The organism is uncultured Parasphingorhabdus sp., from assembly GCF_963677535.2.
GTDB lineage: Bacteria > Pseudomonadota > Alphaproteobacteria > Sphingomonadales > Sphingomonadaceae > Parasphingorhabdus.
In genome coordinates this window covers 612,184-631,565 of the sequence record NZ_CAXXUT010000001.1, presented here as the reverse complement: position 1 = coordinate 631,565, position 19,382 = coordinate 612,184, and the positions used below count along the sequence as shown (strand labels likewise).

General features: G+C 54.3%; 20 protein-coding genes and 1 tRNA gene. 18 read left to right on the top strand and 3 right to left on the bottom strand.

Going from position 1 to position 19,382, the window contains the following annotated elements:
• Window positions 1–4: 4 nt before the first annotated feature.
• The 5 genes from ACHZCJ_RS03060 (at window position 5) to ACHZCJ_RS03040 (ending at window position 3,708) form a co-directional block, all read left to right on the top strand.
• Window positions 5–199 (top strand): helix-turn-helix domain-containing protein, encoded by a 195-nt coding sequence (locus ACHZCJ_RS03060; protein ID WP_321323790.1) that lies wholly within the window; start codon window positions 5–7, stop codon window positions 197–199.
• A complete protein-coding gene (locus ACHZCJ_RS03055; protein ID WP_321323788.1) occupies window positions 196–372 on the top strand; it encodes a helix-turn-helix domain-containing protein in 177 nt (58 codons plus the stop codon). The genes ACHZCJ_RS03060 and ACHZCJ_RS03055 overlap by 4 nt, the downstream gene beginning before the upstream one ends.
• A complete protein-coding gene (locus ACHZCJ_RS03050) occupies window positions 369–650 on the top strand; it encodes a hypothetical protein (RefSeq protein ID WP_321323787.1) in 282 nt (93 codons plus the stop codon). The genes ACHZCJ_RS03055 and ACHZCJ_RS03050 overlap by 4 nt, the downstream gene beginning before the upstream one ends.
• Complete coding sequence (locus ACHZCJ_RS03045; RefSeq protein ID WP_321323785.1) at window positions 650–2,980, top strand: DUF3987 domain-containing protein; 2,331 nt, start codon at window positions 650–652, stop codon at window positions 2,978–2,980. The genes ACHZCJ_RS03050 and ACHZCJ_RS03045 overlap by 1 nt, the downstream gene beginning before the upstream one ends.
• Before the next feature lie 332 nt (window positions 2,981–3,312).
• Complete coding sequence (locus tag ACHZCJ_RS03040; RefSeq protein ID WP_321323783.1) at window positions 3,313–3,708, top strand: hypothetical protein; 396 nt, start codon at window positions 3,313–3,315, stop codon at window positions 3,706–3,708.
• A gap of 97 nt (window positions 3,709–3,805) precedes the next feature.
• On the opposite strand, the gene ACHZCJ_RS03035 is transcribed toward ACHZCJ_RS03040, so the two are convergent.
• The gene (locus ACHZCJ_RS03035) at window positions 3,806–4,402 is read right to left on the bottom strand and encodes a hypothetical protein (protein ID WP_321323781.1); all 597 of its coding nucleotides are present in this window, start codon (window positions 4,400–4,402) and stop codon (window positions 3,806–3,808) included.
• Window positions 4,403–4,757: 355 nt separating this feature from the next.
• On the opposite strand from ACHZCJ_RS03035, the gene ACHZCJ_RS03030 reads away from it, so the two are divergent.
• From ACHZCJ_RS03030 to ACHZCJ_RS03005, 6 genes are all read left to right on the top strand, one after another.
• Window positions 4,758–5,294, top strand: a complete 537-nt coding sequence (locus tag ACHZCJ_RS03030; RefSeq protein WP_321323779.1) for a hypothetical protein — start codon at window positions 4,758–4,760, stop codon at window positions 5,292–5,294.
• A gap of 11 nt (window positions 5,295–5,305) precedes the next feature.
• Window positions 5,306–6,190 carry a hypothetical protein gene (locus ACHZCJ_RS03025; protein ID WP_321323778.1) on the top strand — a complete coding sequence of 295 codons (885 nt, stop codon included), beginning with the start codon at window positions 5,306–5,308 and terminating at the stop codon, window positions 6,188–6,190.
• A gap of 67 nt (window positions 6,191–6,257) precedes the next feature.
• Window positions 6,258–6,695: a DUF5681 domain-containing protein gene (locus ACHZCJ_RS03020; protein WP_321323776.1), complete on the top strand. Its 438-nt coding sequence runs from the start codon at window positions 6,258–6,260 to the stop codon at window positions 6,693–6,695.
• Window positions 6,696–6,911: 216 nt separating this feature from the next.
• Window positions 6,912–9,668: a tape measure protein gene (locus ACHZCJ_RS03015; protein ID WP_321323772.1), complete on the top strand. Its 2,757-nt coding sequence runs from the start codon at window positions 6,912–6,914 to the stop codon at window positions 9,666–9,668.
• Window positions 9,665–9,919, top strand: a complete 255-nt coding sequence (locus tag ACHZCJ_RS03010) for a hypothetical protein (RefSeq protein WP_321323770.1) — start codon at window positions 9,665–9,667, stop codon at window positions 9,917–9,919. Before ACHZCJ_RS03015 ends, ACHZCJ_RS03010 begins: the two co-directional genes overlap by 4 nt.
• The gene (locus ACHZCJ_RS03005) at window positions 9,916–10,143 is read left to right on the top strand and encodes a hypothetical protein (protein ID WP_321323768.1); all 228 of its coding nucleotides are present in this window, start codon (window positions 9,916–9,918) and stop codon (window positions 10,141–10,143) included. The genes ACHZCJ_RS03010 and ACHZCJ_RS03005 overlap by 4 nt, the downstream gene beginning before the upstream one ends.
• Window positions 10,144–10,361: 218 nt before the next feature.
• Here ACHZCJ_RS03005 and ACHZCJ_RS03000 read toward each other — a convergent pair whose 3' ends face one another.
• Together ACHZCJ_RS03000 and ACHZCJ_RS02995 are read right to left on the bottom strand one after the other, a co-directional pair.
• On the bottom strand, window positions 10,362–11,270 hold the full coding sequence (locus ACHZCJ_RS03000) for a hypothetical protein (RefSeq protein WP_321323766.1): 909 nt from the start codon (window positions 11,268–11,270) through the stop codon (window positions 10,362–10,364).
• A gap of 574 nt (window positions 11,271–11,844) precedes the next feature.
• A tRNA-Ser gene (locus ACHZCJ_RS02995) sits at window positions 11,845–11,934 on the bottom strand.
• A 209-nt stretch (window positions 11,935–12,143) separates the two neighbouring features.
• On the opposite strand from ACHZCJ_RS02995, the gene ACHZCJ_RS02990 reads away from it, so the two are divergent.
• The 7 genes from ACHZCJ_RS02990 to ACHZCJ_RS02960 are packed head-to-tail and all read left to right on the top strand — an operon-like array spanning window position 12,144 to window position 19,380.
• On the top strand, window positions 12,144–13,175 hold the full coding sequence (locus tag ACHZCJ_RS02990; protein ID WP_394700053.1) for a lytic transglycosylase domain-containing protein: 1,032 nt from the start codon (window positions 12,144–12,146) through the stop codon (window positions 13,173–13,175).
• Window positions 13,159–14,178, top strand: coding sequence for a septal ring lytic transglycosylase RlpA family protein (locus ACHZCJ_RS02985; RefSeq protein ID WP_321323764.1), 1,020 nt, complete (start codon window positions 13,159–13,161; stop codon window positions 14,176–14,178). The genes ACHZCJ_RS02990 and ACHZCJ_RS02985 overlap by 17 nt, the downstream gene beginning before the upstream one ends.
• Window positions 14,179–14,218: 40 nt before the next feature.
• Window positions 14,219–15,361 carry a D-alanyl-D-alanine carboxypeptidase family protein gene (locus ACHZCJ_RS02980; RefSeq protein WP_321323761.1) on the top strand — a complete coding sequence of 381 codons (1,143 nt, stop codon included), beginning with the start codon at window positions 14,219–14,221 and terminating at the stop codon, window positions 15,359–15,361.
• Window positions 15,358–15,987: a dTMP kinase gene (tmk, locus tag ACHZCJ_RS02975; protein ID WP_321323759.1), complete on the top strand. Its 630-nt coding sequence runs from the start codon at window positions 15,358–15,360 to the stop codon at window positions 15,985–15,987. Before ACHZCJ_RS02980 ends, tmk begins: the two co-directional genes overlap by 4 nt.
• A complete protein-coding gene (locus tag ACHZCJ_RS02970; protein ID WP_321323757.1) occupies window positions 15,984–16,991 on the top strand; it encodes an AAA family ATPase in 1,008 nt (335 codons plus the stop codon). Before tmk ends, ACHZCJ_RS02970 begins: the two co-directional genes overlap by 4 nt.
• Before the next feature lie 57 nt (window positions 16,992–17,048).
• On the top strand, window positions 17,049–18,602 hold the full coding sequence (metG, locus tag ACHZCJ_RS02965; RefSeq protein WP_321323755.1) for a methionine--tRNA ligase: 1,554 nt from the start codon (window positions 17,049–17,051) through the stop codon (window positions 18,600–18,602).
• 1 nt (window position 18,603) lies between these two features.
• Window positions 18,604–19,380 (top strand): TatD family hydrolase, encoded by a 777-nt coding sequence (locus ACHZCJ_RS02960; protein ID WP_321323753.1) that lies wholly within the window; start codon window positions 18,604–18,606, stop codon window positions 19,378–19,380.
• Window positions 19,381–19,382: the final 2 nt, after the last annotated feature.

Sequence of the window (19,382 nt, the reverse complement as noted above, 5' to 3'; positions counted from 1 at the left end):
TGAAATGCCTGATTTTATTTTGCCCAATGAAGCTTCAACTTATCTCGGTTTAAGTCCTTCCACGCTCGCGATCTATCGCTGCACTGGCGACGGACCGAAATTTTATAAAATTGGTCGCTTCGTTAAATATACCAAAGACGATCTGGATCGGTGGGTTCAATCCCGACACTATGCTTCGACAAGCGAGGTGGCGGCATGAACGCTATCCAGCCCTTAGTTGTGACCATTAAGGACGCAGCCAAACTCACCAGCCTCTCGATACCGACCCTTTATCGCATGTTTGATCGCGATGAACTTGAGACGGTCAAGGTAGGAAAGCGGCGTCTGGTCAAAGTCGCCAGCATTCATCAATTATTGGGGATGCAGCTATGAACCAACCGATAAGAAAAAGCCCCGCACTAGGCGAGGCTTCAGATCAGCTTGCAGGCCACGATCTGGAAACTTTATCAGCCAAAAATGATAATAAGTCAACCGCCCCTGATAACCGAAGATGCGGAAACTGCTCATATTTTGATCACAGCCAAGAATGTAGGGTGCGCCCGCCGATCGTAGCAGAAACCCATCTCGATCCTCGATGGCCGACAGTTTATGCTGATGAATGGTGCGGTGAATTTGTGCCGATGCTGGATGCGTCGGATGGCGGTGCGTAATGGTGGCGATCTTGAACCAACACCCGGCCATGGTGCCGGATTCAGACGCCGTGCGGAGTTTTTGCGTGGACCTGGTGAATGATGGGCAAATTCACCTTGTATCGATTGCGCCGGATAGTGGTTCCATAAGTGGGACGGATTTCGGCTGCGATGTTGATCGCGCGTGCAAGTGGGCATTGGAACAAAATGAGGCAGGAAAGGGGGTTTACTGGACCGTCAATTCTGTTGTCAGCGGGATAAATAAAAAGCCGAAAAAAGGCGCTATATCGGCTTGCCGATATGCCCATGCCGATATCGATCCGCCGAAGGACGGGGCCGAATTTGATCGTGCGGCCGCGCTGGTTTCACTCGTTCAATCGGCATGCCCGCCCAGCTTCATAATTGACAGCGGCAATGGCCTTCAGGCGTTTTGGCGGCTTGACGAACCATGCGAAAATACCAGTCATATCGAAGAGATAAATAGAGGTATTCAGCACGCCTTTAATGCCGACGCGTGTTTCAACATTGATCGACTGATGCGAGTGCCTGGCCTTATAAATTGGCCAAACAAGAAGAAGTTGGCCGCTGGCCGGACTCCGGCTTTATCATCTATCGAAATCGCAGATGACGGTGTGGTATATAAGCCGGAAGAGTTGGCCGCCGCATTTCCCCAAGCTGAGCAGCGGGCGCCCGACTTGCTCAACAATGTTAAGGTTGAAAACCGCGTGCAGTTGCCGTCCGATTTAGCACGCTTCACGCCCGACGATCTTGGATTGCCTTATGGTCTTAGTCTGCGTGACGATATTGAGGGCCCCATCGCCGCGAAATGGGAAGGAGATGCGAGTCGTTGGGGCCAATCTGTGGCCGGGCAAATGGCGCGAGATGGTTATAATGATCAGCAAATAGCTGGTATCTTACTGAATCCTGAAAATGGTTGCTCCGAACACTATTTGAAACAATCTGACCCTTTCCGAGGGGCGGATCGTTCAATAGCAGCGGCTCGTAGAAAATATCCCGCACCAATCGAACCCCTGGATAGCAACGATCTCGGCGGTCAAAAGGTCATTGCAAAACCTTGCGTGCCAAAAGGCGAGCCCGGTTGGATGCGCGACCTTCAGGGGCCAATAAGGGATTATGTGCAACACACTATTGATCAATCACATCGAGAGCAGCCAATGCTGGCGCTTGCCGGTGCCCTGCCAGTCTTTGGCACCTTAGCCGGCAGACGGTATCAATCGGAGTCGGGATTGCTTACCAATCTCTATACGGTCGGGATCGCTGGGAGCGGGTCAGGCAAAGAAATGGGGCTGGGAATGGCTCAAGCTCTCTTCGATGAGGCCCAACTTGCGTCGATGCTTGGGGGTGAAGAGGTCGCTTCCGGACGTTCAATTATAACCACACTGCTGGATCGACCTACCTGCTTTCTTCCATTTGATGAGTTTGGGAAGAAGCTGGGCCAACTGACGAGCGCTAAGAGCGGTATGCACGAAGCCGACATTTTCAAAGTGCTCATGACAATGTTTTCTGCAAGCCAAAGAACATATCGAGGTGTGCTGTATGCTTCCCAAGACAGGAAGCAGGGCGGAAGACCCTTGGAGCCCATTCCTAATCCATGTCTATCATTCTATGGCGTCACGACCGGATCTACATTCTGGAAAGCACTATCGTCAGGCGAAGCACTGGATGGCTCGCTTGCCAGGATGATTATTTTCGAATGTGATGACAGCTACCCAACGCAGCGGCGCGTGGTGAAAAGCGCGATGCCGCCACACTTAGTCGAATCAGCACAGGCAATTGCAAATGGCGCTGATGATCATTGCTGGCAATCTGTTCTGGGTGATCTCGGAATACCCAATCCTTATGTTGTGAGGATGGACGAAAATGCCGTGCGGGAAGATGATAATCTAATGGCCTTGCAGGATGATTTGTTACGGGCCCATCAAGGAGGGCGGGAAGAATCATTTTATGCCCGAATGCGTGAACTATCGATAAAAATTGCCATGATACGCGCAATATCGATCAAGCCGGGCGCGCCAATCATTTCGAAGGAAGACATGATTTGGGCAATAGAGCTAGTGCAATCGCGGATAGAGCATATCGCCAAATCAATGAATAGAAATCTTGCAGATAATGAGAGCGAAGCGCTCTTGAAAAAGACGCTCGAGATCATTCGTTCTGGCGGCAAAAGCGGACTGACCGGAACGGAACTTAGCATAAAGACGCAATTTCTACCTCGTCGCGGTCGCGATCGGACGGAGATCATTGATGAGTTGGTGAACGCGGGGCAAATAAGAGTCGATGATTCAGGGCTGGGTAATAGCCGTGGCCGCAGATACGTTGCGATCGATTGAAGTTTGAATTCAGTTTGAATTGAGTTTGAAGTTAAAAGGCGCAGGAAAGTGCGATAAATGTCTATAATTCAACAGTTCAATACATTTTTGAATATTCTAGAACCAACCGCGTTCAAGTTCATCCTATGGCATAAGTGTTGAATTTTGAATTTAGACCCCAAGTCCTAGAGAATGGCCAGCCTTAGCTTCAATAGTGTTGTTTGAATTCAAATTGCGGATGAACTTCATATTTTCGAGCTAAGTCGATCACCCTGCAATCAACAGGTCCCTTACACGCGCGCGCGCGCGCGACGGACGTAAAAGCGGATATCCATTCTCCTTAGCGTTTCGGGATGGCAACCGATCCCGAATACAAAATACCCGCTCATATCAGCAGCGAACTTCACGGCATTCCTTGGCCACCAAACCGGCCGGCCAAGATTACCAAAACCACGGCGAGCACTTGGCGCCAGCAGGATCCTTCAATTCGGAATATCTCGCGCCGTCCGATGCCGAAGCACTTTGCCCGAGCGTTCGAAATCTTGGGATGGCGAGCGGCGCCGGATTATTACCGCACCAACTGGCGGATCATCGGGCGCTGGGTAAATGAGGCGGGCAAAGCTGAACTGCAGTCCAAACGGAAACTGATGCGACGGAATCCCGATCGGCACAAGCTTGTTGCGTCGATGGCCGCATATTGGAACTGTGAGCCGCGCGAGCCGGAGTGGGCAGTAGAGAAAAAAGGGTAGGGCGGACGCGTCGTCCGCCTCGCGCAATCGGATTTCAGCGCTATTTCGATACAAATCGGCGATTGAACGCAATCTTGACCACAATTGTTAGGTTCACTCAATTGGTTGGTTCTATTTTTCGTTGCAGTCTATGAGCGATATGAATGACACCTTGTAATCTAGCCAACCAAGTTTCCGCCTCTTCCAATGCGATAGCACCAAGAGTGTTTCCTGTGTTCGTCATTTCAATAAAATCGATATCAAATTTCGGATATTTTATATCGGCCAACGTTAAACGTAATTTTACTTGCTTCGGCGGCGCTTTCGATGATCTGCTTGATGCTCCTAATCCTCCGATTATGGCACCTGCTGGTCCTGCAATGGCGGCTCCCACAAGCCCGCCAGCAACTTGAGACACTCGCGACGTTTGGTTGATTGTCGCACCGTCGGTGATGATTTCGGCGGAAATCAGATCGTCATAATCTACTCTATGTCGAGTTAATCCATCTATTAATAAAACTGTGTCGCCCGTAATCGCCAATCCCTTAGTGGCTCCAAGCGTCGCCTTTTTAACCAAAACAGGGGTGCCATCTGGAAGATCGGCAGAAATTTGATTTATGATACCCGTTTTCTCGGCGTTGTCTGACGCGTTTGAGATAAATCCCCAAACTGGGAGAGCGACTAACCCAAGTATTACCCAAATTATCCAATCCATATTTCCCTCCTTGGCCTATTTTATTTGGCACCCATATACCCGTTTAACCTGTTTGCTGATCGGATTTTCAAAAAATGTTGCATCACGGTTGACCAAAACGGACTCAATATCGCTTTCCTACACAAAGCCGGATTAGTAATTATGCGTTATGGATCCGCCCGAACCAGAAGAGTTGGCGCTAGGCCTTTTGATATTTCTGCTGGCCTTGCCCTTGGCATATTGGTTCATGAGGTCATTGTTCGCTCTGTTGCTGGGCTTGTAATGCTGCTTCGGCTGTAACTTATGCCTCCATTTTCTTGCATCTCAAATCTGCAAGTGCCCCGCCATTTCGGCCTGGGCTATTGGAGACAAAAGAATGGCGAGATATCTCGACGCAGCCGGCAATCCAGTTCCGGCACATATAGCAAAAATCAATGGCATGTTAAAACCCGGCTATCGCGAAGTGATGGTCGAAGGAGAGTACGCTCGCCTTGATATTATGACTTGCGATGCCGCTTCCAGCACAAAAGAATCGTCGATCGACGAACGGTTGCGCGCGGCAATTCAATTGAAATCCGAACAGTCAAACCAATCATATACAGATTGGCTGGCCAATGCACGGTTTGAAGAACTGGAGAAGCTCGCTCATTCCGTTGTAACCAGCGCCCTGCGCGAAGCAGGCGGACAAGGTGTTGCAGCGATGTTCTCCAATGATACTGGCAACGCAGATCTCAATGATGCGCTTCGCCGTGCCTTGAGCGACCATCATAACAAAGCTGCCGTCGAAAGCATCCGCGACTATCGATATTCGCACAGCGCATCGACAATGCCAGGCGCAGGACGGGCTGAAATAGATCCAGTCAGCGCAGGCGAGTTCCGCGATACCGTACGCAATAATCGCTACTCGAGCTGAGGGGCGATACAATGGCAAAACCACTTGAAGCCCGTATTGCATCTGCAATTGAGAGTAATCGCGTAACCACCACAAACCTATCTGCAATTATCGATGAAATCGGTATTGAGCGCGATCAGGCTCTGGCGCGGCATGAGGCCGCATCTGCAGAATCGGTTAATTTTGCGCTCAATGAAACTGATCGTGACGACGCCGCTTTGCAAGCCGACCGAGCATCTCGATCTATTCGGGCATTCGAAAATGCTCTCGAGATATTGCGACCTAAGCTAGCTGCAAAGCAGGATAGCGACTCTGCCAAGGCTCGAAAGAAGGCGTTAGATGATGCCCTTGCGGCACGCGATGCGCTGGCAGATAAACTGCGCGTTGAGTGGCCAGAAGCATTGGGCAAATTAACTTCGTTGCTGTCCGAGATCACAATCAATGATCGGTTGATGGCATCGGTCGGGCGGCCATTGGACGGGGCAGAAGCAAAAGCTCGGGGCATTCCCGGCAATTTCTACCGTCCGGGGATTAGTACGCCAGTCGAAAGGCTGACAAAGATGAAAATCCCCGCTTGGGATGGGAAGGGGCTGGCGTGGCCTCCGCCCTCAGACTTTGATCATGGAAAGGCGATGGAGTTCGCGCGTGTCAGTGCAGAAAAACAGATTGAGGAAAATCGCCCGCGATTCAAACCTTACAAACTCGAAAGCGCCACCGGCTCGCCGATAATCTACATGGCGCGCGAAAAGCCTGACCGCGATAAAACAGTTCGGCGATCAGTATATAATGAAATGCGTGTCGATGAACTAACGCAGGACGAAGCCGAGAGATTGGCCAAACAGCCCGTGACCGTAACCGAAATCGATGCTGCGGAATTCGCTGCAATTTCAGAGCAATTAAGCAATCTGGCAGAGTGATGCTGGACGGCGACGCTGCGGTCCTTCGTAATTTCTACAGCGTCGCCAAACCAATTTGGAATTCGCAATGACTGAAAACCGCAAAACAAATGGCCAGTTTGCGCCGGGCAAATCGGGAAACCCAAAAGGGCGAAAGAAGGGCTCGCGCAATAGTTCCACCGTATTAGCGCAGGGCTTATTCGACGGGGAAGCCGATGCCATTATCAGAAAAGCCATTGAACTGGCCAAGGCTGGCGATCCCGTTGCGTTGCGCCTTTGCGTTGAGCGATTGCTTCCGCCTCGCAAGGATAGGCCAGTCGAGCTCGAATTGCCTGATATCGGAAAGGCGAGCGACCTTACGGCTGTAATCAGCGCGATCACAAAAGCAGTCGGGGAGGGAGAGATCACTCCGGCCGAAGGATCCGCGCTATCTGGCATGTTGGAAACTCAACGCCGGACAATTGAAACCGGCGAACTTGCGGAGCGACTTGAAGCCATAGAAACGCGGCTGGAGAGCAGCAAATGAGCGGGCTGGCACGGCGCCTAGTTTCAGCGGAAAGGTGGGCAGCAATGCAATGCCCCGCGCAAAGCTTGGACCTTTCTGGTCTTAGTACGCAGGAACTCAAGATTTTGGAGCGGATTTCAGATTGCCCCCCGGCCTTGTCGGAGGCTGATCAGGCGAAAATGCAACGAATACTCAAAAAGGTGCCGGGTTTTGAAAATCTAGAATTGGAGCCAGCCGATGGAAATTGATCCGATTATTTTGGAACTGCGGGTCGATGCTTCAAAATTCAAGCGCGACCTGAATAACGCCACGCGCACAGTCGAGACGCAACTCGGCAAACAGGAACGCAGCGCCCAGCGGCTTGAAAAGCAAATGCTTCGCTCGTCTAGCTCAATCAGCACGGTCTTTCGCGGCCTTGCTGGAACGCTGGCAACCGTCTTTACCGGGCGCGAACTGGTCGGGCTGGTCGATAGCTTTACCCGCCTGCAGAACAGCCTCAAGGTTGCTGGGCTTGAAGGCGAAAGCCTTGCCAATGTTCAAGAGCGGCTGCGCGGCATTGGCTCGCAATATGGCGTTGAGGTCGAGGCGCTGGCAGGCGTATTCAATAAAGCCAGCCTTGCCCAGAAAGAATTGGGCGCATCCAGTGAACAGATCCTGCAGCTAAATGAGGCTATCGCGGCCTCGCTCAAGATCACTGGCACAAGCTCAGAAGAAGCTAGTGGCGCGTTGCTCCAGCTTGGGCAGGCTCTGGGCAGCGGCGTTGTTCGGGCCGAGGAATTCAACTCGATCCTCGAAGGCGCGTTGCCACTCGCCCAAGCGGCCGCACGCGGGATTGAGGGCATGGGCGGCAGTGTCGCCAAGCTGCGCTCCGAAGTCGTCGAAGGCAATATCACCAGTAAGCAATTCTTTGAAGGTATCCTGCGCGCCGCGCCCGATACGCTCAAGCAAGCCGAATCCGCTACGCTCACACTATCTGGCGCATTCACGGTCCTACGCAATGAGTTGACGCTCTATGTGGGCGATGCATCCAAGACCAGCGGCGTAACTGTAACGCTTTCCGCCGCGATCAAGGGACTTGCTGATAATCTTAACGTCATAATTCCGGCGCTCACGGTCATTGCGACCGCGCTGGGCGTAGGGCTGGTCACGAACGCTGTTCGCGCCCGTATCGCCATGATTGCAACGGCTGCAGCGGCGCAAGGCATGGCTGGCGCATTCGGAACCGCTACGGTGGCAGCGCAAAGGCTGGGGCGGATGCTGGGAGGCACAGTGGGCATTGCGCTGACAGCCCTTGTAATCGGGCTTGGGGCAGCTTCATCGGCATCGGCCCGGCTCAATGACGAATTGCAAAAGGCGCAGAACTCGCTCGACGCGACAAAGGCTCGCGCCCAAGCTGCTGGCGTCCAAGTTGAAAAAACCGGCAAGGCGGCAAAGTCTGCCGGCGGGTTCTTTGGCAGCCTCGCAACCTTCCTTGATATCACATCAAACGCTTATGCCAAACTCGCTGCCAACGCGAAGCTTGCTGCAATTGCGGTTGCTCAAGAACGCTTGGTCGAGGGGCGGCAGCGCGCGGAGCGGCTACAGGCCGCCACAACCGGACTTAGCGCGGGGCTGGCCGCCACTGCCGACGCGGTTGATCCGTTCCGTCGCGGGACGCAGGGCAAGCAGCAAGAACTATTGAAAGCGCGCCTTGCAACCGAGCAGGCCATTATCCGCAAGACCGAGCAAGAAATTGAAATCTTGAAACGGACGCCAGGCTCTGCGTTTAAGGCTGATCCAGTTAGTTCGTCGGGTGGCGCATCGCCCAAGTCCGACAGCAAGAAAACTCCGAAAGGCTCAAAGGCCGAAAACGATCGCACAGACCAGATCCAGGCGCGCTTCAACGATGAGCTCGCCTCGCTGGCGCAGCAGACGCTTTCCGCCCAGCAACAGCTTGCGACCAGCGCAGAGGAACGCGCCGAACTGGAATTGCGAAGCATTGAGCTTGCCCGCGTCAATACCATTGCAGGCATCAACGCTGAAAAAGATTACACCGATGTTCAAAAGCAGCGGCTAACTCAGCAGGTCGAGGCGCTGACCGAGTTTGAACGCGAGGCGGTCGAACGCGAAAAGCAAACGCAACTTGCTCGTGAGGCATCGGATACAGCGAAAAACAAAGCGCAGTTAGAAATCGATGGGCTTCGCGATCAACTCGACTTGGCAAAGACACAGCAGGATCGCCGGACAATCGCTTTGCGGATAGTGGATGCCTACTATGATAGCGAACGGGCCGCCATCCAGTCGGCATTGCTGGAAACCAAGATCGGCGATGCCAATTACCAAATATTGCAGGCCCGGCTTGCTGCGCTAGATGCTGCCCGCAATGCTGATCAAGAAAGAGCTCTGGACGACACGGCCACGCCTCTGGAAGCCTATTTGAAAGAGATTCCGAAAGGTGCTGCGGCGATCGGCGAATCCTTGGAGCGAGATGCTGTAAGCGCAATCAAGGATCTCAACAGCGGCCTAGCTGACGCGATAGTCAACGGCGAAAACCTTGGCGATGTTCTTGAAAATACCGGCAAGCGGTTCATCGCCCAGCTTATCGAAATGGGCATCCAATTGCTGTTCATCAAGCCGTTGCTGGAGGGCCTGGGCGGCGGAGGTGGCTTGTTCGGCACCCTTGGCAGTATCTTTGCCGGCGCATCGCCAAAGGCATCAGGCGGGCCTGTTTCCGCTGGGGAGGTCTACCGTATCAATGAAAGCGGGCAGGAGTATTTCGCGCCCAATACCGATGGTAAGATCATCCCGGCCAATCAGGTCAACGCCATGAACCAGGGGCAGGGCGCTGGGCAAGCTGACGGCCGCATTACCATCACGCTTTCCGAAGACTTGGATGCCCGCGTCACAAGCATTGCAGGGCCGATCGCGGTCGAAGTCGTCAAGGTTGCGACGCCTCAAATTACCAATGCGGCCGTATCTGAAACATTCCGCCGCTCTAGTAGGCCTAGAATATGACCGAAGAAAAACGAAATGCCCGTCAAACGGCCGCCGCCCAGGCAATGGATGCCGCTGGCAAAGAAATTGCTGCTATCGTCGCGGAGCGCATCTTTGCGGCTGATAAACCGGATGGCGCCGGGATCGAAGCTGTTGGCGGCCTACTATCAGCAGCCTATCATTTGGCGCTTGTATTAGATGGTCCAGCCGCAAAGCCGGGAATGGCCACTCTTCTACGCAACTTCGCAGATACCATCGAGAAATCAGCGTGAGCGGCGGGCTCGCAAAACGCTTGTCGGCAATCGAGCGCAGCGTGTCCACTGCGAGCAATCATTCGCCTATTTGGCATCGATTCATACTCGAGCCGGGCGAAACCCTAGAAAGCGCGATCGACACATTTGGACGAGATCGCATCGGCCCGGATGATGGTGTGATCGTGCACCAGATCGTTGATGTGATTAAGTCCAATAACCACGGTACACCTCAAGCCGGATGAGCGGACCAACTCGTCCTCCGGTTAGTACTTGCTTGAGCTTAGCGATTGTGCGATTCTGCTTTGCTATGGCCTCACCTGTACGATCAAAAAAAACCACAGCTTATCAGCTGTTGCCGATTATCGGGGGATTTGTGATTTTTGCTGCGGTTGCGGCATTTGACCAACGCATTGCGTTAGCCCTAGCCATAGGGACAATCTGCTTCGCCGCAATTTCCATGCTAGTCGCCCTTTGGCGGAAACATTGAACCTTGGCGACTGCCTTCTGGCTCCTTTATGTCAACGACCCGTAGCACATTTCTTTCCGTTATTGTCCACACGCCATCAACTAGCCGCTCCTTCGTTTCAAGTTCTACGTCGAGCTCAACTCCGCCTCTCATGCGAACTTTAGTTTGACCTGCGACTATCTTTTCAAGAAATCCCTTGTCTTTAACGACCGCCCCAAACTCTCCCTGCGCCGTTGCAAATTTCCAGCGCCGATTTGAAACTTCCAGAACGGGGCTAAGAATGATAAGACGCATTAATCCAACTGTGATGCGATCCAGATCGGATTCTATGACGGGTCCTTGGCCACTGTATGAAGAAAAATCTTCTTTCGGAACAATCCATTCAGGCTTCTGGCGATCAATGTTTGCACTTACTCCCGTGATCCCAGTGTCCCTTCCGACTTCTCGGTAAAACTGTTGCTTTTCACGGACCGCAACTTTTCCACTTTCCGCGATTTCAATCAGTCTTTTTGCCTCTGCAAGGTCCTCCGCTGTCGCATTTGGAAGGTATTTATCAAGGATGGGCTGCCATGCGATATCGCGAACACGCTCTGCTGGTGGAGACATTATCCATGCTAAAGCAGCCAGCGCCAGTCCGTATCGTGTCGGTCTGGTTTTGTATTCGTCTGTCGCCTTGACCACTAGCAGCAGCAAGTCTTCCCATAGGCTCCCGTCTGCATGGCCCTGTATGCCTATCTGAACCTTGGTTGACGGGTCGAGAACGTAAGAAAGCTCTTTTACCCCAGCGATGAATGCGAGTGAGGCGCGAGCCACGACCTCTGCATTCGCAGTATGACCATCTTCTAGGCGATAATAAAGTCGTAGAGGGACGCCTTCCGCTTCTTCATTTATAAACTGAACCATCGAAATTCTCCCCCATTGCAGGGGGTTAGATATCTTTCACAACTAGCGAAGAGTCAATCTAGCTTGATTCTTGGCCGCTTTCGCCAGTTACGATGTGAAAGAAAAGCGCGAATAAAATTCAGCTTCCCACATTGTCCACTTATGTTCCATTGACAATATGGGCCAAAGACCGATTCTTCCGAAGGCATACAGCACCGCTGGGCAAATGCGGCTCAATGGCGTCCAGATCAAAGCATACTGCGAAAAGTGCCGCAATACGTTCCGCGTTGAACTAGTGGCCCTGATAATGGTCAAGGGGCCGGACTATAGCCTGATTGACCAGCATCCACGTTGCCGGCTTGTCGATTGCGATGGTCGTTGCAGCTTTCTGGTTTCAGCCAGCAAGAATACGCCAATGGTGACATTGGATCGCTGGTCGAGGGATTAGGAGATCAGGGCCGAGCCCTATTTAACAAAATATTTGAGTCCAAGTCGGGCGGGGAAATAACCTGGCTTTTAAGCATATCAAACTTGTTGGTAAAAACGTGTTGGAAAATACGACATGGCCAAAAAACACTTAATTTCTGGGGTTTAGTGGCGGACAGGGTGGGATTCGAACCCACGGAGAGCTTGCACCCTCGGCGGTTTTCAAGACCGCTGCATTCGACCACTCTGCCACCTGTCCGCATGGCCCTTCGGGCCGGGTCGAACGCGTCCTAGCGCCATCAATTTGAAAGAGCAAAACATTTTGTGGCTGGCGGCAGCCGGTATACCGGATTCCCGCATATTGCGGCTTTTGGGGCGAATGGTTGCTTGTGCAGGTTATTTAGGGATTCCACTCAGACGAGCTTTGTGCGACAACGGTGTGACGAAAGGGAAGTATTCATGCGTATCATGACCGCTATCGCTTGCGGCACTCTTGCACTTCTGGGCATCAGTTCCGCGACACCGATGCAAAACGCCAAGGCACAAAGCAATTCCGGTTTCGATACCTATCTTCTGGAGGTGCGGAAAAAAGCTTTGCAGCAAGGCATACGGGCGCAGACGCTCGATCAGGTGTTGCCAGGGCTGAGTTACAATCCGCGGGTTGTTGCACTGGACCAGTCGCAGCCGGGAGGAAGTCCGAACAGCGCGATTCCGCCCTTCGCTCCCTATCAGCGGCGGCATATCACGAGCCAGAGAATCGCCAATGGCAAGGCTGCCTATCGCCGTCTCGTTGGGAAGTTGATCGATGTCGAGCGCGAGACCGGCGTGCCGGGCCCGATCATCATGGCTATTTATGGCAAGGAAACTAATTACGGCTCCTATATGGGCGATTTCGACATTCCCCGCTCTCTGGCCACGCTCGCTTATGAAGGGCGCCGCCGCTCGCTGTTCGAGCCCGAATTGCTGGCCGTGCTCCAGTTGATCGATCAGGGTGTTCCGCAGTCAGCGCTCAAGGGAAGCTGGGCCGGGGCCATGGGCATGCCGCAATTCCTGCCGTCGGTCTATTTGCGGCTGGCGAAGGATGGCAGTGGCGACGGCTATGCGGATATCTGGAACAACGAGCATGATGCTGTTGCCTCGATCGCCAATTATTTTGTCAGCTCCGGCTGGCGTCGCGGCGAGCCGTGGGGTATCGCCGTTAATGTGCCGTCTTCACTAGATCGCGATGCAGTGGCAAGCAAGATCGTGCCGACGCGATGCCCGCGCGTATTCGGCCGCCATAGCCAGTGGAAAAGCATGGCTGAATGGCGCGCGCTCGGTGTTGTGCCGGCAACCGGAAAGATCCTCGACGAAAATGTGATGGCAACTCTGCTCGAGCCGGACGGGGCAGGCAGTACCGCTTATTTGCTGACGGGCAATTATCGCGTCATTCTGGATTATAATTGTTCGAATTTTTACGGGCTAGCAGTGGGGTTATTAGCGGATGAGATACGCGGTTAGATTTGGAATATTATCGGTAGCAACGCTGGCCCTGGCGGGGTGCAGCGGCTCGCGCGATTTTGGTCAGTTTCCCGATGGCGCGCCGCCACCGCGTGGCGCCGGTCAGCCATCCGGCTCGGCAGCGGTCTCCGACTTTCCGCAGAAAATCGGAGATCCGTACAAGGTGGGCGGCATGACCTATACGCCTGAGGACGTGCAGAATTACGACGAAGTCGGCTATGCCAGCTGGTATGGTGAAGAGCTGTCAGGCAATCCGACCGCCAATGGTGAAGCGTTCAATCCACAAGGCATTTCGGCCGCGCACAAGACATTGCCGCTACCCTCCTACGTCGAGGTAACGGCACTGGAGACCGGACGCACGATATTGGTGCGCATCAATGATCGGGGACCATTTGCCAACGACCGGCTGATCGACCTGTCTCACGGCGCGGCCAAGCAACTGGGGATCGATCAGGTCGGCGTCGCCGGCGTGCGCGTACGCAAGGTCAATCCCAACGAACAGGAACGCGCGGTTCTGCGCATGGGGGCGCCCGCAGCCGAACGGATCGCCACGCCCGATTCCCTGCTGATGATATTGCGGAAGAATCTGGCCAAGCTGCCGAAACCGGCCACGCCGGTCCGGCAAGCCGCTGTGCCGGTCAAGCCCGCCCCAGGCCAGGTTGCGCCCGGAGCGGTCACGCCTGCGCCGGCGACGGGAAATCGTGACGGACGTTTCATCATCGAGGGCGCTGGACGACCGGTGGGCGCGCAGCAAAGCGTCGGAAACAATTACGTCGGAGACCTTGTCGGAGCCTATTTTGTGCAGATCGCCGCTTTCAGCAGCAAGGCAAGGGCGGACACGCTGGCCAAGAAAGTCGGAGCCAAGGTCATGCCCGATGGAACGCGGTCGATCTGGCGCGTGCGTTATGGCCCTTATTCCAGCGAAGGAGACGCGCAGACAGGGCTGGCACAGGCGCAGCAGCGCGGCTATAGCGGCGCACGAATCTTGCGCGGGGACAAATAGTCTGTTGCCGCATTAATTCTGATCGGGAATCCTGTCCTAAATGAAAAAATATCTTCTGTTGTCACTGCCTTTTGTCGCCTTGTCATCGGTTGTTGTCGCTGCACCGGACTTCCAGACCGAGGCACCGATAGCCTATATGACGGACCTTTCGTCGGGAGCGGTACTGTTCGAGAAAAACGCGGACAGGAAAATCCCGCCGGCATCAATGGCAAAAATGATGACGGTCTATGTCGCGTTTGACCTGATCAGCAAAGGCAAGCTCGATCTTGACGACAAGTTTCGCGTCAATGAAGCGACCTGGAAGAAGTGGAACAACCAGGGGTCGACAATGTTTCTCGGCGTCGGTGATCAGGTTAGCGTGAGCGATTTGTTGCACGGCATCGTCACGCTTTCGGGCAATGATGCCTGCGTCGTGCTGGCGGAAGGCATTGCCGGGACCGAGGAAGCCTTTGTCGGGCTGATGAACAAGCGGGCCAAGGAACTGGGCATGTCAAATAGCCGCTTCGGCAACAGCAATGGCTGGCCGGACGAAGGCCGGACTATGGTCACCGCGCGGGATCTGGCCAGACTAGGTTCGGCTACAGTGGCCAATTTCCCGAAACTCTATGATGATTTCTATGGCCAGGACGAATTTACCTGGAACGGCATTAAGCAGTCCAACCGTAATCCGCTGATTGGCAAAGTGGCCGGGTCGGACGGGTTGAAGACCGGCCACACAGAAGAGGCCGGGTTCGGCTTCACCGGTTCGGCGGAGCAGAAGGGACGGCGGCTGATATCGGTGCTGGCCGGGCTTGATAGCTACGGCGGCCGGGTCGAGGAGTCGGTCAAATTCATGAACTGGGGCTTCAATGCCTGGGAGCCAAAAAAGCTTTTCGACAAGGGAACCCGGATCCAGAATGCGGAAGTCCAGCTTGGGGACAGTTCCACTGTTTCGCTGGTTGCTCCAAAGGATTTATTCGCAACGATTCCAAAAGCTTCTGATGGCAATATATCAATGAAGGTGACCTATAGCGGTCCGATCAAGGCCCCGATCGTCAAAGGCCAGCCTATCGCAAAGCTGATCGTCAGTACGGCGGATGCCGGACAGCAGTCGGTAGATCTCGTCGCTGGCGAAGATGTGGACGAGGCGGGCTTTTTTGACCGCGTCTGGGCCGGATTGAAATCCTTGCTCGGATTGGCGTGATCCAGGGGTGCTTCATCACGCTGGAAGGCGGGGAGGGGACCGGTAAGTCTACCCAGGCAAAGGCGGTCGCTGATGCGTTGGAAAAAAATGGCACGAAAGTCGTGCTCACCCGTGAACCGGGCGGAACGCCCGGTGCGGAGACAATCCGGGAACTGTTGCTCACGGGGGCCGAGGAAAAATGGAATATCCGGACTGAAGCGTTGTTGTTCGCGGCAGCACGCGCCGAACATTGCGCCAAATTGATCCGTCCGGCTCTGGCACGCGGCGAATGGGTGGTCTGTGACCGGTTCATCGACAGCAGCCGGGCCTATCAAAGCGTTAACGGTGAGATAAGCGACGCCGAAATCATGGATTTGCATCGTATTGGCAGCGAGAATCTGATGCCGCACCGCACCTTCGTCCTCGACTTACCGGAAACAGATGCCTTGCGCAGAGCGGCGGCGAGAGATCGTGGCGAAAGTGACCGGATCGGGGGCAGGGACCGCGACTATCATCGGGCGGTCATGGCCAACTTCCGGAAATTCGCCGCTGACGAACCCGATCGTATACGCCTGATTGACGCTTCGCAATCCGTCGAAGCGGTCACCGCCAGTCTGGTGCAGAATCTGGACGGCTTGAAGCCATGACGTCATATGTTGGTCATGATAAGCCCCGGAAAATTTTTCTGCAGGCCTTCGCCAGGGACAAGCTCCATCATGCCTGGATACTGGCTGGAGACAAAGGTCTCGGCAAGGCGGCATTTGCCCAGCGAGCGGCGCATCTGCTGCTCAATTCGCGCAATGCGCAGCCGGGTTTTTCGGACAGTCAGGATGACGAGGCCGGCCATCTTCTTGCAGCCGGATCGCATCCGGACTTTCGCCTGCTTCGGCGGGGAGCCAAGGGCGACAAGGAAGAGAAAAAGGCGCGGGACAATGGTCTGGATTCGCTCGACGAACATGAACTGGCCAGAAATATCAAGGTGGACCAGATTCGAGCCCTTCAGCAATTGTTCCAGAATCAGGCTTCGATTTCGGACTATCGGGTGGTGGTGATTGACGCGGCTGACGATCTCGAACGCGCCGGCGCCAATGCCTTGTTAAAGAACCTGGAAGAGCCGCCGAAAAACACAATCTTCTTCCTGATTAGCCATATGCCTGACCGGCTGTTGCCGACGATCCGTTCACGGTGCCAGATGCTGCGATTCGACCCTCTGGAGGCCGAAGACATGCGCGCGGTGCTCAAAACCGCTGCGCCGAACCTCGGGGCAGAGGATCTGGAAACGCTGGTGCGGGCCGGCGAAGGTTCGCCCGGGCGGGCCCTGCAATATGCCGAAGTCGGCCTTGCCGAACTGGAAGGAATTGCGCGGCAGATCGTCAAGTCCGGTGATCGGGATAACAGTCTGAAGAGTGAACTGGCCCGCAAGTTGTCCTTGAAAGCGGCAACGCCAAGATATCGCGCGTTTCTCGACCGGGTTCCCAGCCTTATTGCAGAACATATCAAAGGGCCTGACCTTGCCTGTTCGATGCAGAATATTGAAAAATGGCGGGAAGCCAGCGAATTGGCGGCTTCGGCGCTACCAAAAGCGCTCGACAATCAGGCGGTAATTTTCCGGCTAGGCAGCCTGATGGGAGGGCTTGCCAAAGAAGGATGAGCAGAATTGATGATTTGGCTGTTTACAACGGCCGCCAATGCATCAAGAGAGACGGCTATGTCAGAACCTTTCTATATTACCACCGCAATAAGCTATCCCAATGGGCGTCCGCATATTGGCCATGCTTATGAAGCCATTGCTGCTGATGCAATTGCACGTTTTCAACGGTTGGGCGGCCGCGACGTTCGTCTGATCACCGGTACCGATGAACATGGACTCAAAATGGTCCAGACGGCGCGGGACGCGGGCGTTGAAACGATCAAGCTTGCCGATGAAATGTCTTCATATTTCATAGCAATGTGCGATAAACTTAATATCGCTTATGACGGATTTCGGAGAACCAGCGAACCGGCTCATCATGAGGCTAGCAAAGCGTTATGGAAAGCGATGGAAGCCAATGGCGATCTCTATCTGGATCGCTATGAAGGCTGGTATTCGGTGCGCGACGAAGCCTTTTATGCAGAAGAAGAGCTGGAACCAGGCGAGGGGAACGAAAAGCTTTCTCCCCAGGGTACTCCGGTGCAATGGACAGCGGAAGAGACCTGGTTTTTCAAATTGTCCAAATATCAGGACAAGTTGCTGAAACTATATGAGGAGCATGCTGAATTCATACAGCCCGAAAGCCGGCGCAACGAAGTCAGACGCTTTGTCGAAGGTGGACTGCGCGATCTCAGTGTTTCCCGTACCAGCTTTGACTGGGGCGTTCCGGTGCCCGGATCACCCGGCCATGTAATGTATGTCTGGGTCGATGCCCTGACGACTTATATGACCGGCGTTGGATATCCCGATACCGAGGGGATGTTCGCCAAATATTGGCCGGCTGACCTTCATCTCATCGGCAAGGATATCGTTCGCTTTCACGCGGTCTACTGGCCTGCGTTCCTGATGAGCGCCGGTCTGCCTTTGCCCAAGCAGATTTTCGGTCATGGCTTTTTGCTGAACCGTGGCGAGAAAATGTCGAAATCGGTAGGCAATGTTGTGGATCCGATGGAACTGGCGGAACGCTTTGGTGTCGATCAGCTTCGCTATTTCCTGCTCGCCGACGTTGTCTTCGGCAAGGACGGGACCTATTCGGCGGAAGCCATCATTACCAAGACCAATGCCGATCTTGCCAATAATTTCGGTAATCTTGCACAGCGAAGCCTGTCGATGATTGCCAAAAATTGCGACGGGAAAATTCCGTCGCGTGGCGAGCCTACCGCGGCAGAACTGGAATTGCTTGGCCAGTTGGACAATTGTTTTGCCGACGTGAAATCGGCGATGACCGGCGGTCTGTTCAAGATAGATCAGGCGCTCGATGTCATCCGCGAACGGCTGAGTGCCACCAATATCTATTTTGCCGACCAGGCGCCTTGGGCATTGCGCAAGACCGATCCTGCGCGTGCTGACTGCGTGCTCTACCATACCGCCGAAGCGATCCGGCAACTGGCGATCATGTTGCGCTGGGTGATGCCCGACAGTTGCGACCGGATGCTCGATCTGCTGGCGCAGTCGCCAGACAACCGCGATTTTGAAGATCTTGGCCAGCCGCTAGAGCAGGGGCTCGAACTGCCGAAGCCGGAGGGAATTTTTCCGCGCCTCGAACCGCTGAAAGACGTGACAGAGGCCTGATATGCTTGTCGATAGCCACTGCCATCTGAATTATAAAGGGCTTGTCGAAGAGCAGGGCGCTGCCCTTGATCGCGCGCGGCAAAGCGGCGTCACGGCAATGCTCAACATCTCGACACGAGAGCGCGAATGGCGCGATATCGTGGCTACGGCCGAGCGGGAAAAGGATGTGTGGGCGAGCATCGGTATCCACCCGCATGAGGCCGATGCGCATCCCGATATCGATCTCGCAAAACTGCTGGAAGAAGCCGCGCATCCGCGGGTTGTTGCGATTGGAGAAACCGGGCTGGATTATTATTATGATCACAGCGACCGGGACCGTCAGAAACAGAGCTTTCGCACGCATATTCACGCGGCGCGCGAAACCGGCCTGCCGATCATCGTCCATACGCGCGATGCCGAGGACGATACGGCCGAAATCATGGCGGAAGAAATGGAGCAGGGCGCCTATACCGGTGTCATCCATTGTTTCACGGCAAGCGAGGATTTCGCCCGGAAGGCTCTGGCTTTGGGGCTTTATATTTCGATCTCCGGCATCGTGACTTTCAAAAATGCCAAGGACCTGAAGGAAACGGCAGCGAAATTGCCATCGGATCGGCTTCTGGTTGAAACCGATGCACCCTTTCTCGCGCCGGTTCCGCATCGTGGTAAGACAGGGGAGCCTGCCTTTGTCGCGGATACGGCTCGCTATCTGGCCGAGTTGCGGGGCGAGGACTATGATCAGCTATGCGAAACGACCAGTCGCAATTTCTACCAATTGTTCAATAAAGCACGTCCCTGAAT

Coding starts and splice junctions, on each gene's coding strand:
- ACHZCJ_RS02960 (WP_321323753.1), top strand. CDS start 18,604: ATGCTTGTCGATAGCCACTGCCATCTGAATTATAAAGGGCTTGTCGAA.
- ACHZCJ_RS02990 (WP_394700053.1), top strand. CDS start 12,144: ATGACCGCTATCGCTTGCGGCACTCTTGCACTTCTGGGCATCAGTTCC.
- ACHZCJ_RS02980 (WP_321323761.1), top strand. CDS start 14,219: ATGAAAAAATATCTTCTGTTGTCACTGCCTTTTGTCGCCTTGTCATCG.
- ACHZCJ_RS03060 (WP_321323790.1), top strand. CDS start 5: ATGCCTGATTTTATTTTGCCCAATGAAGCTTCAACTTATCTCGGTTTA.
- ACHZCJ_RS03025 (WP_321323778.1), top strand. CDS start 5,306: ATGGCAAAACCACTTGAAGCCCGTATTGCATCTGCAATTGAGAGTAAT.
- ACHZCJ_RS03035 (WP_321323781.1), bottom strand. CDS start 4,402: ATGGATTGGATAATTTGGGTAATACTTGGGTTAGTCGCTCTCCCAGTT.
- ACHZCJ_RS03010 (WP_321323770.1), top strand. CDS start 9,665: ATGACCGAAGAAAAACGAAATGCCCGTCAAACGGCCGCCGCCCAGGCA.
- ACHZCJ_RS03050 (WP_321323787.1), top strand. CDS start 369: ATGAACCAACCGATAAGAAAAAGCCCCGCACTAGGCGAGGCTTCAGAT.
- ACHZCJ_RS03040 (WP_321323783.1), top strand. CDS start 3,313: ATGGCAACCGATCCCGAATACAAAATACCCGCTCATATCAGCAGCGAA.
- ACHZCJ_RS03015 (WP_321323772.1), top strand. CDS start 6,912: ATGGAAATTGATCCGATTATTTTGGAACTGCGGGTCGATGCTTCAAAA.
- ACHZCJ_RS03000 (WP_321323766.1), bottom strand. CDS start 11,270: ATGGTTCAGTTTATAAATGAAGAAGCGGAAGGCGTCCCTCTACGACTT.
- ACHZCJ_RS03030 (WP_321323779.1), top strand. CDS start 4,758: ATGGCGAGATATCTCGACGCAGCCGGCAATCCAGTTCCGGCACATATA.
- ACHZCJ_RS03055 (WP_321323788.1), top strand. CDS start 196: ATGAACGCTATCCAGCCCTTAGTTGTGACCATTAAGGACGCAGCCAAA.
- ACHZCJ_RS02970 (WP_321323757.1), top strand. CDS start 15,984: ATGACGTCATATGTTGGTCATGATAAGCCCCGGAAAATTTTTCTGCAG.
- metG (WP_321323755.1), top strand. CDS start 17,049: ATGTCAGAACCTTTCTATATTACCACCGCAATAAGCTATCCCAATGGG.
- ACHZCJ_RS03020 (WP_321323776.1), top strand. CDS start 6,258: ATGACTGAAAACCGCAAAACAAATGGCCAGTTTGCGCCGGGCAAATCG.
- ACHZCJ_RS02985 (WP_321323764.1), top strand. CDS start 13,159: ATGAGATACGCGGTTAGATTTGGAATATTATCGGTAGCAACGCTGGCC.
- ACHZCJ_RS03045 (WP_321323785.1), top strand. CDS start 650: ATGGTGGCGATCTTGAACCAACACCCGGCCATGGTGCCGGATTCAGAC.